We start from the raw sequence: 13,515 nt of genomic DNA, 5'->3' as shown, positions 1-13,515 counted from the left end.
CTAATTCGGAGTGTCCACTTTTTAGTCTAACTCAGAATGTCCGTAAACCGGGCGGTTGCGGTCGACAGGCTGCGCCCATTTCACCGCATTAATAATGACACGCTGAATCTCTTTGTTGTGGTAGGTCGGATACGTTTCATGGCCCGGTCTGAAATAAAACACTTTACCGTTGCCGCGCGTATATGTGCAGCCGCTGCGGAACACTTCGCCGCCTTCGAACCAGCTGACAAAGACGAGCTCATCGGGAGCAGGGATATCAAAGTGCTCGCCGTACATCTCTTCTTTTTCAAGCTCAATATACTCCCCGATTCCTTCGGCGATCTGGTGGCTCGGCGCCACAATCCAAAGGCGTTCCCGGTCGTCCGCTTCCCGCCATTTCAAATCGCAGCTTGTGCCCATTAATGCCTTAAAAATCTTAGAAAAATGGCCGGAGTGAAGCACGATTAAGCCCATTCCGTTAAGCACGCGCTGTTGTACTTTATGAACGATTTCATCCTTTACATCTCCGTGGGCGAGATGTCCCCACCAAATCAGTACGTCGGTATTGTTCAATACATCATCCGTTAAGCCGTGCTCCGGCTCATCTAACGTCGCCGTCCCTGCAACAAAACCCGCTTCGGCTAAGAAGGATGCAATCGCGCCATGAATGCCGTTCGGATAAATTCCGCTTACAACCGGATTGTGCTTCTCGTGACGATTCTCATTCCATACCGTTACTCTTACCATAGTGAACATCTCTCCCTGTTGATTGTTTTATTCGCCGGTAATGCCTGTTTTGTCGATGCTTTCCACAAACCATCTTTGTACGACAAGATACATAAGCGCCAGCGGGACAATGGAAATCAAAGTACCTGCGAACGCTTTGGCCTCCGTATAGTTCAGATTTGGATTTTTACTGAAATCTCCCCCTCCGATATCGTTCACCGCCGCGCCGAAGTTGTTTTCCAATCCGGCGAGCAGCATCGGCACGGTCTTTATTTTTCCATCTAAATAAAAGTTCGTTAAAAAGGTTTCGTTCCAATAAATGGAGAAGCCGTAAACGCCGACGATAATAAAAGCCGGACCGACCATCGGGATCGCTATATTCCAGAACGTTCTTAACGCACCCGCTCCGTCGATAAACGCCGCTTCCTCCAGCGCTTTAGGAATCATTTTAAAGAACTGATAGAAAATGAGAATAAACAGTGCGGCCTGCTCCCCTTGACCCGTTAATGCCGGCACCACCAACGCCCCGAGATTCCCTTTCAACCCGAGCTCCATATAAATTTGAAATCTAGGAATGAAAAACAATGTCTTCGGAACGATGTAAGTAAATAACAGCAAAGCGAAAACTGCACTTTTACCTATGAATTGAAAGCGGGCTAACCCGTAACCGATCAGCGAGGAAGAAAGAATGACGCTGACGGTAGAAGCACCGGCCACCATTGCAGTTGTAAAGAAAGCGTTCGGCAGCCGTAAGGCTCTCCATGTCGCTTCATAGTTAAAGGTATATAGACTGGAAGGAATCCATTCGAAGGTGTTATCCACCAAGTCCATATTGGACATCAGACTCGCCGACAGCATATAAAGCAGCGGAAACAAGAATACAAACCCAAATACGATGAGCGTAGCGTAGGTCGCCGCTTTGTACACGATGCCGTCGCTGATTTGCATGCCGAAGAGCAGCTTCTTTACTGAGGGTGTGTACCGCCCCAATTGATGTTTCATGCGAACATGCGCGCTTGTCATCTCCGATCACCTCCCCTTCGTATTTTTGCTGCGAGTCGCGTAATACAAAATCGCAATCAATACGATCTGTACGACGGAATAAAGAATCGCTAATGCGGAGGCATACCCTTCCCGCCTTGACCCGTCGAATTTCGAATTCATAATAATCGAATTGATCGGATTCGCTTCGAAGTTAGCCAGAAATACGACGATGTAAATGACGCAAATGCTTACTAGCGGATAAATGGTAGGCAGCGTAATTTTCCAAAAGCTCGTCCAAGGAGACGCTCCGTCGATGGATGCTGCCTCGTACATGTCTTTGCTGATTTTTTGAAGCGCCGCCAGGAAAAGCAGGATCGGTACTGCGCTATACCAAAGCAATTGAACAATCAGATCGAATAAATCGACGATCAATAGCACTGCGCTTTTAGATGGAATAATCGTAAACAGCGTTTCCAGAATGAAACGATTGGCGATAATCGACATGCCCCCGTAGCTGCTCATGTTTTCCATCAATTCGCCGTTCAATATAATGATCGGCAAGAAAAACAGCAGGCGAAAAAACGATTTTCCTTTCACCTTTTGGTTGAGCAGCATGGCGATGATCACCGACAGTGCAATAATGACCGGCACGTAAAGCAGCGTGCTGACGAAAAAATTTTGAACTTCAATGACAAAGTCCGTTTCTTCAAACAAAATTCTGTGATAGTTTTCCGCGCCGACCCATTTATATCTCCATCCCGACTTTAATCCGTAGGAAACATTATGGAAGCTCATGAAAATCGTTTTATACAACGGATAGGTGACAAATGCCAAAAAACCGATAATCCAAGGACTTATGAAGAGTATGCCTGTTAAGCCCTGTTTGATTCTCATACTCAAGCGAGTTGTCATAAAATCACAAACCCTTTTGATTTAATTTTCACATCTTCATAAGTCATGTCCGTACTGTTGTAATTGATGAGTATTTTCTTCCCGTTGCTGTATTCGACCCGCACCACTCCGGGTTCAATCATCCGATGATCGACCATTTCGCTGCCTAACACTTCGGTTAATGCTTGACTGATCGAGGAATAATAAAAGTCCATGCGATCCTTTAAATATTTGTATTCCGAAGTATAAACGTCGTTGGAAGCGGTATATTTAATGTCGTATGTGGAATCGCCCGTTAATACGAAGGCCGGATAAATCCCGAACTCAATCAACCGGAGCATCGAGTCGGTATCATTCGACGAAAAATTCATATAAGGCGAATACAGATCGGCGTAGCCGCTTAACACGAGCGAAACAAGCGGGATCGTCTCGTCGATGAATATGAGCTCCGAGGAAGCGATCGGCGCGTCGTAATAATCGTTAATATATTTATAGAGATAAGCATCGGGCGTATATAGATTCGTTTCTATCCCTTGTTCCTTCAGCTGCTGCAGCGTATTTTCAATGTAAGCCATCCCCTCGTTCGAATAACCGATCGTTCCGTGATCGTAATGAGTGAATAGGCTTGCCCCAAAGCCGTCCAAGGCCAATGAACGAATATTGAATTTTTTATAAGCGTTTAGATCTTGTTCCGCCATGACCTTGAAATACTTCGGATTGTTCAAGAAGTTGAACAGCGATTTGTTCTCGTTCGCCACACCCATATCTTTTCTGTTCAGCTTACTGGCTGTATACCGCGTCTTTTCATAATAGGATCTCGCATAATCGGCATAATAGCTGAACTTAACATGATTCGCGTCGAAATAATCCGTTGTCTCCTTTAATGCGCCGCTTCCGCCGAGATTGTTCATCGCCTTGAAGCGATACCCAAGATCCTCTTTGCTGAAGGTTCTGAAAGAAACATGTAACGCATCGTAGCCTTTGCCCTTAAGCGTTTGTACAATTTCCCTCGCCTGTTTGTATGTCGTTGCGGGAACATTTTCGGCCCCTAGCGTCCCCATCGTTACTTCATTATTAATAAAATCGATTTTCATCGGAACTTTGCCGAATCCCGATTCGGCTTTCTTGCTTAATCCGTCTTTCTTCACCAGAAAGTCGCGAAAGCCTTTGGCCGCCCCGACGTAGTTCGCTTGCTTCCCGTTCAGAAACACATAGCGTTGAACCAAGTCGAACTGATTCGGCTTTTCTTGGAAGCCTAAGATGTGCTGGTCTTCCTTTACCCGGCTTTGGAATTGGGAGTAAGCGGCCCGATAAATATAATTGAAATACGACTGGTAATAATCGGACTGCAGCCCCTTGGAAACATAGTTATACGTTGCGTAACCGGCGCCGTCTTCCGAAATAACCAGCAATCCGGCCCGGTCCACGTCGTGGATGATGCCGTACATCGGCATGGACACTCGTTCCAACGGCTTGACGGCGATCCGCTTCGCATTAATTGACACGGCGCTTTCGTAGCCGGGATCCGATCCGTACACCGGGGCTGAATAACCGGTTGCGTATTTCGGCGTTTCGCTTAATTTCACGATCGCGCCGGAACCGTCCGGAATGACCATATATCCGTTGTCTTTGTGAGTTACGCTTCCGAAGAACGGATACAAAATCACTTCGCTTAAAGAAATGTCGTCGTTCCCCGGCTGCCACAAATCCGGATCTTCCTTCACGCTTTCTTTAGGAATTTGAACGATAACATCCCCTGCCTTTAAGGTAACGGAAACATCGAATTTGACCTGAGCCTTGGTGAAATCGACGGTTACGGTAAATCCGTCTTCTTTCATTTGATATTGTTTTTGCGCTTTGTCTCCCAGGACCGTTCTTCGCCCCGGCGTGAATTTATCGTACGTAATAATGGAAATTCCGGATTTGATGTAATTGATCATTTCGGCGCTGTATCCGGCCTCGCTCAAATCGGTGTTGACGTCGTAAGAGAACCATCCGTATCCGTTGCATTTGTCTTTAACGGCAATGGCGACGCTCTCTTCTTCCAAGTACAGCTCGAGCCGCTCGTTCTCCGCCACCTTCTTAAACGATTTCGGAATGACGGTTTCGGCAGCCGCTCTGTCGCATGAATTCGGTTGTTCGTTAACCGCTATGTCTATAGGATTGCTTTGAGCCACGGCGACTCCGTATTTGACATCTTGAACACCCTTCAACAAGTAGCTCACGCCGAATGCCGCAAGGATTACAATGACAATCCCGTATTTCATTAGTTTCATGACCATCTGTTGCCCGCCTCCGTCAAGACATCATGCACGAAACCAAGCAGTTGACTGCCTAGCGAATAAAACACAAACAAGAACAAACCGATGACAAGCATCGTAAATAAGCTTTTAATAATAACGCCTGCCGTTTCTCCGACTTCATAGCCATGGATATCTTTGATCATGAAAAACATAAGAAACGCGACCCAAATCGTGATCGCCTGGACCGGCAAATGATAAAAGACCGATTGCTCCAGCGTCAGCCCGTTGCTTACTAAAATCAGCGGAGGGATGATCACGAGCATCGGACTCAAGGAGTATGCGGTAGCATTATATACGTCCTTGAATTTCCCTTCGCCGTCGGAGATGGAGCAAATTAAGTAATTGGATAATACCCACAACACAGCCAGGCCGATCATGACAGACAATTCGTGCAGAAAATACCCGTGCTTGGGCACAAACAACGGATTCGCGTATTCATACAGTGCGATCACCATAACGATGACGAGTATGTAGATGACGGTCGACGATGTACGGGACACCCTGTTTTCGTACTGGATTTCGTAAAATCCGTTTAACGGTCGTTTCAAAAAGCTGGAAATGTAAAGCAAATCATCAACGACTTTTATTCGTCTCACGATTCGCAGCTTGCCGCCGATGGCTCCGGCATACCCGTATCTTTTGTTTAACAATGTATGAGCATAGCCGAGGATCAATATGGCGACTAAGATCGAAAATACAACATTCAGGTTGTTTTGAAGCCACTTCTGGCGAATTTCCCAGAACGCCTCCGATATGCCCGTATTGTACTTCGCATCCCAAAACTCCTCCATTGCAGCGTAGGCGTCGCCCTCGCGGAGAAACGCGCTGCCCAAGCCGATATGAGCATTGTCAAACAAGGAATTGTATTGGAGCGTAAATTTCCAAAGCTCTTTACTTTTCTCGTAATCGCCGTCTTGATAAGCGTCCATGGCGCTGTGTACGGCATCGGCAAACTCGGTCGAACGATACGTTTGGATCAAATTTGTGCCTTGATCGACGACGATCAGCTCGTCCGAAGAATTGGAAGCGATACTGACCGGCCGGCTTAGCAAACCTAATCGGATCGAGTTAAAATCTTTGCCTCCGAACATAAACAGCAAATTCCCGTTGGCATCGTACTCAAAAATCCAACCGTCCGAGCTGACGGAGAAGACGTTGTTGTGCTTCCCGATCCAGACGCTCTCCATCGAGAACGTTCCGACCATATTGTCCGGGAAATAGTTCGTGCCGGACACATTGAACTTCTTAATCGGGTTTGTCTCTACGGATGAAGTGACTGTATAAATAAAGCCTTTCCGGTCGATCGCTATATTGCTCGGCACGTCGGATTGCACCTTCTGAATTTTCTCTTCCTGGACCTTAGTCAGAAGAAGAGAACGGATCCGATCCATAATCGGAACCTTCAGCGGATTGGCTCCGAAGAAGCTAATAAACTCGCCGTCTCGGTTTAACATGATCAGGCCGTTTACGGAGCCGGAGCTTCGAACGTAAATATTGCCTCTGACATCTACCGCAATATGCGTCGGGTTGAATTTATAGCCTTCCGAGAAAATCGGCGAATCGGGCGTGCCTATCTCTTGCACCAACGTATGGGAGGGCTTGTCGAACACGAGTATTTTATTTGACCCGTCCGCCACATAAATATATTGATCCGTAACGAACACGCTCTTAATGGCGGAAAACTTGTCGCTGGTCAGCTCCCGGTCAAAGCGGTAATTGCTGTCTAATATAAAAACTTTGTTCAGCTTGCTATCGGAAATATAAATATAATCTTGCCGGTCGACAAACACATGCTCCGGCGTCTCAAGCCTCTGGCCGTTAATTGTCAAAATTTGTGCGGCCGGCGTGTATGCGGCTTGGGTCTTAATCGTATACCCTTCACTGTCGCTAGTGTAGGTATAGTAAGGAGCCTCGGCGGCGGCATGTGTGTAAGGAATAGAAAAATAAATCAACATAACCGCGGCAACAAACTTCAGCGCACCTGCAATGTTCCGTTTGTTCATATTACTTAATCCCCGTATGAGCCATGGAATCCATGACTTTATTTTGTAAAATGATGAACAGAATCAGGTTAGGAACAAACATGACCAACCCGGCTACCGCCGCCAAGCCCGCGCCTGCAACAATGTTGCCCGATTGAGCGATTAAGGTGTTCATATAGAACGGGAGCGTCCGCAGCGTTTCGTCATCCGTAAAGATGGACGAGCCTTCGACATTTCCCCAGCTCGCCTGGAACGTTAGGATCGCGACCGTTACGAGCGCCGGTTTGACCAGCGGCAGCATCACGTTCCAATACACCCGCCAATTCCCCGCCCCGTCCATCTTCGACGCTTCGATCAAATCATTCGGAATTTGGTCCATAAATTGCTTGATGAGGAAAATACCGATCGGCATCGCCAGCATCGGGATAATGTGCGCGAGGTACGTATTGAAGATCCCCAGCTTCTCGATGATTAGAAACCGTGGAATCGAAACGGCGACCGGAACGAACATCAGCGCGAGCGTGTTGATCCTGTTAAATGTGTCCTTGCCTTTGAACTGAAGCTTAGACAAGCCGAACGCCGCCAATGAGCTGATCAACAACGTTAACAGAATGACGATTGTGGTTGTCAGCAAGCTGTTGAACACGTACCTGGACGCCGGTATTCCCGACTCCGCCGAAAAGTTGAGCAATAGACGGAAGTTTTCCATCGTAGGCTGCTTTACGAAAAAAGTAGGCGGATACGCAAACAGCTCCGTAAACGGTTTAAAGGCATGATTCGCGATAAACACAATCGGCAGAGCCATAAACACGCATAACACGGTTAACGTTACATGAAAGCTCATCTGATCCTTATGGAACTTGCCGGGGTTAATTTTGATCAAACTTCTCACCACACTTACCAGTAAAGTATTGAGTTTATTTGTTGTCTCCGAACAATTTGTAGCTGATTTTGTTGAACAAAATAACGATTAACAGCAGAACCACAGTGACCGCGGACGCATATCCCATTTCGTAACGAACGAAGCCGAAATCGTTGGCATGGTCGACGATCATCCACCCGGCATATTGCGGAGGCGGCGTTCCCCCGCTGAGCGTAGCGGCGATCCCGGATGCATTGAAGGTTCCGATAATGGCCATGACGGCTCCGAACAGCATCTGAGGCTTCATCGACGGAATCGTAATAAAGAAAATTTCCTGCCAGCGGTTCCGAATTCCGTCAATGTAAGCCGCTTCATATAACGTCTTGTCGATGTTCATCAAGCCGGCAAGCATAGCCAAAAAGCCGACGCCCATGCTCCCCCACAGTCCGATAAAAATCATAATCGGCACAAGCAAATCAGGGGACTTCAGCCATTGCAGCGGTTCCTGGATGATATCCATTCTTAGAAGCCAGTAGTTTAAATAACCCGCTTGGTCCCCGCTGAACAGCACCCTCCATACGACAGCCATCATGACCGGTCCGGTTACGGACGGCGAATAAATGATAACGGTATAGATCGTTCGAATGCCATGCGGAACCTGCGAAAGCATCCAAGCAAGGAAAAACGCAAGCATGTACCCGATCGGACCTACGATGACGGAATAGAGCAGCGTGTTGGATATGGCATATTGCAGAAACACGGAGTCGCCTGTGAACAAATCGACATAATTTTTAAAGCCGACGAATTCGGGGAATTCAACGGTATTAAAATAAGTAAAAGACAACGCCATAGCGACTCCCACGGGCAGCACGATCAATAACGAAAATAGAACGGCATACGGCAGTATAAAGAAATAGGGAGAATCCGCTGCTTTAACAAGACGATGCTTCCACTGCCGGTTAAGCTCGGCGTTGCCTTTGACTTTTACCCTGACGCTAGTTTCCATTGATTCTCACCCAGTTCTTTACATTTTCAATCGTTGGAACAACGTAAGGTCTGATTAATGTACCTTTCTCAATGTAACCAAACTCCGTCAATTTCCGTTCCAATTCCCTGTTGATCGTCTTTACCGCATTATCGATCGCTATGCGCGGATTTTGCTTGCTAAATACGACCTGGTTCCAAGCATTGCTGATTTCACGTTCCAGTACATAGTCCCCCGGCACTTTCCCCGTCGCCTGGATCCACTTCCATTGCTCCAAAATGACGTCTTTCGAATCGGAAGGCCAAGCGCTTTTCGCAAACCCTTTCAAATTGGCCGTCATATACAGGAACTTTTCTCCTAAAGTCGCTTGAATATTGTACGAAAAGTCGCTCTGCGTGTCGGCGCTCGCCCACCACTTAATAAATTTCCAAGCCTCTTGCTTCTTGTCGCTGCCCTTGAATATAATGCTTGCGCTGCCGTACGTCGGATCCCACCGCTCAATGATTCCTTCGTCGTTCATGACTCCCGGGATCGGCAGTACTCCCCATTGTCCGGCCAGCTCCGGCGCGGCATGCTTCAATTGAATATACATATTCGCGTCGCCGATGCCGACGGGCGTCTTTCCGTTTCGGAAGCTTTGGAAAAACTCGGAGGTCGTGATCGGGATATTGTATACCGTAAACAAGTCCGTCATAAATTCGAATGCCTTGTACGCGCCTTCTTTATTGATAACGACTTTACTTCCCGATTCATCGTACAATCGCCCGCCGAATTGGTAGATGAACGGCGTAGTCACGTCAAAACCTTTGAACGCGTTATCCGACCCGAGCGGCGTATAAAAGTTCATGTTGTACTTTTGCAGCACGGGAACGAGGCTGACGACATCATCCCATGTTTGCGGCGGTTCCTCCCCAAGAAACTCCATAGTATCTTTACGGTAGAACAACAACTTGACGTCTTGCGTTTCCGGGAAGGCGTACACGCCCTCGTCGTAAATAAAGGGTACGAACGCGCTCGGATCGTACTCCTCGGCTAATTCGTAAAATCCGTCAAACGTTCTTAAGTTTTCGATGATGCCCCGCAGCGCGAGCTCGAACGGTCTGCCGTGGCTGACTCCTAATGCTGCATCCGGCGTGCTGCCGGCTGCGTTCGATAACACGATTTTGTTTTCATCCGGAAGGAGGGACAGCTTCACTTTGATTCCGGTCTCCGGCGTAAACTCCTCGTCAATCATTCGCTGCATGATTTCCACATACAGTCTGGATTGATTTACCCAAATTTCGACGGTGTTGTCATCCATGCCCGCCGCACTTGCATATCTGGGGTTTACAAAGGAATATAAGAAAGCCTTCGTATTTTCAACGGCTCTTGTAAGCAGACCGGCATTCGCCGCCGGCAGCTCTCCGCCGCTGTGGAAGTAAATTTTATCGAGGTGCATCGGATTGTAAACAAGCATCGGCAGAATCGTTTTTATTTTTCCGTAAGCCGACGACTGCCCCTCATTGAACTTGTTCATATAATGAGGCAGCTCTTCCGGATCTTGAATAAATTCACGGACAAGCCCCTCTGCAATGGAAAGCTCCGTAATGACAGGAAGGTCTTTATTGCCGGTCAGCTCGATTAAGGCAACCTTTTGCTGTTCGATTTTGCCCGCGATGCCGACCAAATAAGTAGAGATGTTCGGAATATACTTCTCGATTTTCCATTTGCGCTTTTTATCGACAAGCCCGCCGGTCAACCGGTTGATTTCCTGCGCCGTAGCGTCGATTGCTTCTAAAGTCTTGAGCAGCTCATGGTATACTTCTTTTACACTGGTGTTGTCGATGGAAAGCGTTACTGTATGCTCCCCTTGCTCCAAATAAATCCGGAACGGCTCTCCTTTGTCGTCGTGCAGCGTTTCGTTTCGCCAATTGCTGGAATAGCCGAAAGAATAGTTCTCCAATTGTTTAAACGGCACGTTCCCGTCGATCTCAATTTTTCGATGTGTCGGCATTCCGTTATTAGTGTCTTGGGAGTATTTCAATGTCACATAATAGAAACCGCTTTCTTCTATCGAAAAACGGTAGGAGACTTTGTCCCCGCTGTCCCCGAAAGAGTACCCGTCCAACACGTTCAGTACCCTATGTTTATAAGCGTACGGCGTAATCTGCGGGTCTCTTACGTATTTGCTGCGGATGCTTTGCCGATTCTTGAGACTTACATGTTCGGCTTCGATAGTAACCAGCCGATCGACAGCCTCTTTCGCTCCTGTCGTGCTTGCAAGATATTGTTCATATGTAACGTTGGAGGCGTCCGTATTTTTAAGCTCGATCCTTCCAAGCAAAATATGCCCCTCGTGAAGCGTCATTCGGATTGTGTTTTTTCCTTTATTCAATTGGAATTTCAGCGGCTCCGCGAAAAAGTAATTGGGGTCGGCAAGAGCTTCGTTCTTCCAGCTCGAAACGATCACCGACTTCGGAGTCAGTTCGTCGCCGAAACGGTCGATCTTGCGCTCGTCGGCTTCGGGGCGCCAGTCCATTCCGAGAACCAATTTGTTCATTTCGTTGTATTGATTTTTACCGTTAATGTCGATCCTCAGCTCAGGCTTCAAAACCGTCTGCGGTAAAATATAATAATCAAGCCATATTTCATAAAGCCCCTGTTCCGCAACGTCCACGTCAAAGGTTACAACGTCTTTCGGAGCGGCATAAACGACATCGCCTTCGTAGCCTTCGCTTTGCGCCTTGCCGTATGACGCTCCGCCGCTTAGCTTGGCCGCAGGAATATCGTAACGCTGAGCCGGAACAGGAACGCTCGCATTGTTCCATCGGTTAAACACGCTATAGTAATTGTTTTCTCCTTCGGAGCTGCTTATATGGGCTTCCACTGCCGCGATGCTGCGTGCATAATCAGCTTCGGAACGCTGCTCGCCGGACGTGTCTCTCGCATTGCTGCCGTAGATTAGCCATACCGCGACCGCGATCAGCAACATTCCTGCGGCAATAAACGGGATTTTCGATGTTGTCTTCATTGAATCACAACCTATAGATTCAAAATTTTTACTGACATAACCCAAATACCTGATAATAAATCAATAGTTTCTAATTGTTGCCAATTAGAAACTATTGATCGTTCATCTTTAATTATTGTTTGTTGTATTCGCGCAAGTAATCGTCAAGCGATTTATTCAGCATTTCGTCCCACTCCGCCGCGACATCGTCATATTTCTTGCCTTCGTCTCGAATTTGGTCTCTGATTTGCCAAGGGTTAAGCGTCTCGTAAACCTTCGCTACAGCCGGCAAGTTTCTCGGATAAGGGACCGGATTGGCAAGCATCTGCTGGAAGTCGACGTTCTGGAACGCCGCGAAATTATAGATTGCAGCCTCGCTATCTTCCGGAAACCCTTTAACGAACGGATGATCCTTAAGCACCTCAGGATTCGTCGTAACCGGCCAGCCTTGCACGAAATCCGCCATCCGGTCTTCCGCCCTGAGCGGAGCATCCTCCGGAAGTCCCATATATTCGTCGATCAACGCCCAGCGGGACCTCAATCCTTCTTCACCGTAAGTCAACCATTTCAGCAAATGGTATGCCGCTTCCGCTTTTACGGGATCTTCCGCCAAAAAGCTGGATATGCTTAACGTATCGTAGTATGCATGGATGCTGGTCGTTCCGCCTTCAGGCGCTTTCGGCATCGGATAAATATCGATCTCCATTTTGCGGTTTTTGACCATCTCGGTTATATCGCCGCTTAATGCGTGCATCCAGATGTTGCCGACTACTTCCAGTCCGTCGCCCCAAGGCCATCCCAAGTCTCCGACCTTCTTCTTGCGATCCTCTTCCGGTAAATCCCAGAAGTGCAAGCCCTGCTTGTTTTCTTTCGCAAATTGATCGAGCCATGCGCCGAATCCTACGCTGTTCGTGAAATCAAATCTGCGGGTTTCGGTGTTAAAGGCTTTCCAACCGTTCGGAATGCTGTCAAAGTAATGCGGTCCGTGATCAATGAATTCGATAATGCCCGGGAATATCGGATTGTTCGGAGTCAGCTTCGCAACTTCCGAACGCAAATTTTCATAATCTTGGTACGTCCAGTTATACGGCGGGATCGCGATATTATTTTCTCTGAGCAGCCTTATGTTTATCGCCGGGAATTGCCCCGTGGACATCCAAGGAAGGCCGTATATCTCTTTGCCGTCGTATGATTTAATAAACTCTTTTGCGTTTTCGGAAATCCATTTCGACTCCGGGTCGGCATCAAGATACGGCGTTAAATCGAGCGTTAGCTCCCGATCGTACATTTCAGCCGAAAGAGGCGAATAGAAAATATCGGGAATCGTCCCATCCATTGCTCTGGCGGTAAGGATTTCAAGCTGCTCCTGGTCCGATTGGTTGACAGCCAGCTGCGCATCGCGAACCACCTTAATATTCGGATACTTCTCGGAAAATTTCAGAGCGTTCAGAAAGAGCGGGTTCAATGCGTCGTCTTCCCCATAGTGCTTGAAGGCGATCGTAAGCTCAATCTGCTTCTCCTGCCAATCCGGGACACCGTTCCCGTCTTCGTCGATTCCGCTGGCATCGGAACCGGTTTCATCCTGCGACGCCGTATCCCCCGGCTGCTCCGATTCCGTCGACTCCGCCGGTTCCGTAGATTCCGGATCCTTCGAGCAGGCGGAGAGAAGAAGTGTGGCAATCAACGAAAGCGAGAGTAATAATATTAAACTTTTTTTCATATGACCCTCCAAGTTTGAATGTAATATTGTGTTGCAGAACCTAGTATAAACGGAAGTCGTCTTCCAAAGAGTTAGGAGGGCGTCGCGAGTTAAG

Annotated in this window: 9 protein-coding genes; all 9 read right to left on the bottom strand. The window is 47.7% G+C overall.

The window, feature by feature from the left end; translation table 11 throughout:
* Nucleotides 1-21: 21 nt before the first annotated feature.
* Nucleotides 22-726: a ThuA domain-containing protein gene (locus PT964_RS24285; protein WP_274365955.1), complete on the bottom strand. Its 705-nt coding sequence runs from the start codon at nucleotides 724-726 to the stop codon at nucleotides 22-24.
* 27 nt (nucleotides 727-753) lie between these two features.
* Nucleotides 754-1,728 (bottom strand): carbohydrate ABC transporter permease, encoded by a 975-nt coding sequence (locus PT964_RS24280; RefSeq protein ID WP_274365954.1) that lies wholly within the window; start codon nucleotides 1,726-1,728, stop codon nucleotides 754-756.
* Nucleotides 1,729-1,734: 6 nt separating this feature from the next.
* Nucleotides 1,735-2,523: a carbohydrate ABC transporter permease gene (locus PT964_RS24275; protein ID WP_274365953.1), complete on the bottom strand. Its 789-nt coding sequence runs from the start codon at nucleotides 2,521-2,523 to the stop codon at nucleotides 1,735-1,737.
* Between the two features lie 74 nt (nucleotides 2,524-2,597).
* The gene (locus PT964_RS24270; RefSeq protein ID WP_274365952.1) at nucleotides 2,598-4,862 is read right to left on the bottom strand and encodes a DUF5696 domain-containing protein; all 2,265 of its coding nucleotides are present in this window, start codon (nucleotides 4,860-4,862) and stop codon (nucleotides 2,598-2,600) included.
* Complete coding sequence (locus PT964_RS24265) at nucleotides 4,853-6,886, bottom strand: YIP1 family protein (protein ID WP_274365951.1); 2,034 nt, start codon at nucleotides 6,884-6,886, stop codon at nucleotides 4,853-4,855. The genes PT964_RS24270 and PT964_RS24265 overlap by 10 nt, the downstream gene beginning before the upstream one ends.
* A 1-nt stretch (nucleotide 6,887) precedes the next feature.
* Nucleotides 6,888-7,757: a carbohydrate ABC transporter permease gene (locus PT964_RS24260; RefSeq protein WP_274365950.1), complete on the bottom strand. Its 870-nt coding sequence runs from the start codon at nucleotides 7,755-7,757 to the stop codon at nucleotides 6,888-6,890.
* Between the two features lie 25 nt (nucleotides 7,758-7,782).
* The gene (locus tag PT964_RS24255; RefSeq protein ID WP_274365949.1) at nucleotides 7,783-8,733 is read right to left on the bottom strand and encodes a carbohydrate ABC transporter permease; all 951 of its coding nucleotides are present in this window, start codon (nucleotides 8,731-8,733) and stop codon (nucleotides 7,783-7,785) included.
* Nucleotides 8,723-11,722, bottom strand: coding sequence for an extracellular solute-binding protein (locus PT964_RS24250; RefSeq protein WP_274365948.1), 3,000 nt, complete (start codon nucleotides 11,720-11,722; stop codon nucleotides 8,723-8,725). The genes PT964_RS24255 and PT964_RS24250 overlap by 11 nt, the downstream gene beginning before the upstream one ends.
* A gap of 112 nt (nucleotides 11,723-11,834) precedes the next feature.
* The gene (locus tag PT964_RS24245; protein ID WP_274365947.1) at nucleotides 11,835-13,421 is read right to left on the bottom strand and encodes an ABC transporter substrate-binding protein; all 1,587 of its coding nucleotides are present in this window, start codon (nucleotides 13,419-13,421) and stop codon (nucleotides 11,835-11,837) included.
* Nucleotides 13,422-13,515: the final 94 nt, after the last annotated feature.

Origin of the sequence: Paenibacillus thermotolerans (assembly GCF_028745515.1) — a bacterium.
Lineage (GTDB): Bacteria > Bacillota > Bacilli > Paenibacillales > YIM-B00363 > Paenibacillus_AE > Paenibacillus_AE thermotolerans.
The sequence above is the reverse complement of the archived record's forward strand: the minus strand, read 5'-3'. Positions and strand labels throughout refer to the sequence as shown.

Excerpts from the sequence above, each read along its gene's own strand:
- PT964_RS24285 (WP_274365955.1), bottom strand. The coding sequence starts at position 726 with ATGGTAAGAGTAACGGTATGGAATGAGAATCGTCACGAGAAGCACAAT.
- PT964_RS24280 (WP_274365954.1), bottom strand. The coding sequence starts at position 1,728 with ATGACAAGCGCGCATGTTCGCATGAAACATCAATTGGGGCGGTACACA.
- PT964_RS24270 (WP_274365952.1), bottom strand. The coding sequence starts at position 4,862 with ATGGTCATGAAACTAATGAAATACGGGATTGTCATTGTAATCCTTGCG.
- PT964_RS24265 (WP_274365951.1), bottom strand. The coding sequence starts at position 6,886 with ATGAACAAACGGAACATTGCAGGTGCGCTGAAGTTTGTTGCCGCGGTT.
- PT964_RS24255 (WP_274365949.1), bottom strand. The coding sequence starts at position 8,733 with ATGGAAACTAGCGTCAGGGTAAAAGTCAAAGGCAACGCCGAGCTTAAC.
- PT964_RS24250 (WP_274365948.1), bottom strand. The coding sequence starts at position 11,722 with ATGAAGACAACATCGAAAATCCCGTTTATTGCCGCAGGAATGTTGCTG.
- PT964_RS24245 (WP_274365947.1), bottom strand. The coding sequence starts at position 13,421 with ATGAAAAAAAGTTTAATATTATTACTCTCGCTTTCGTTGATTGCCACA.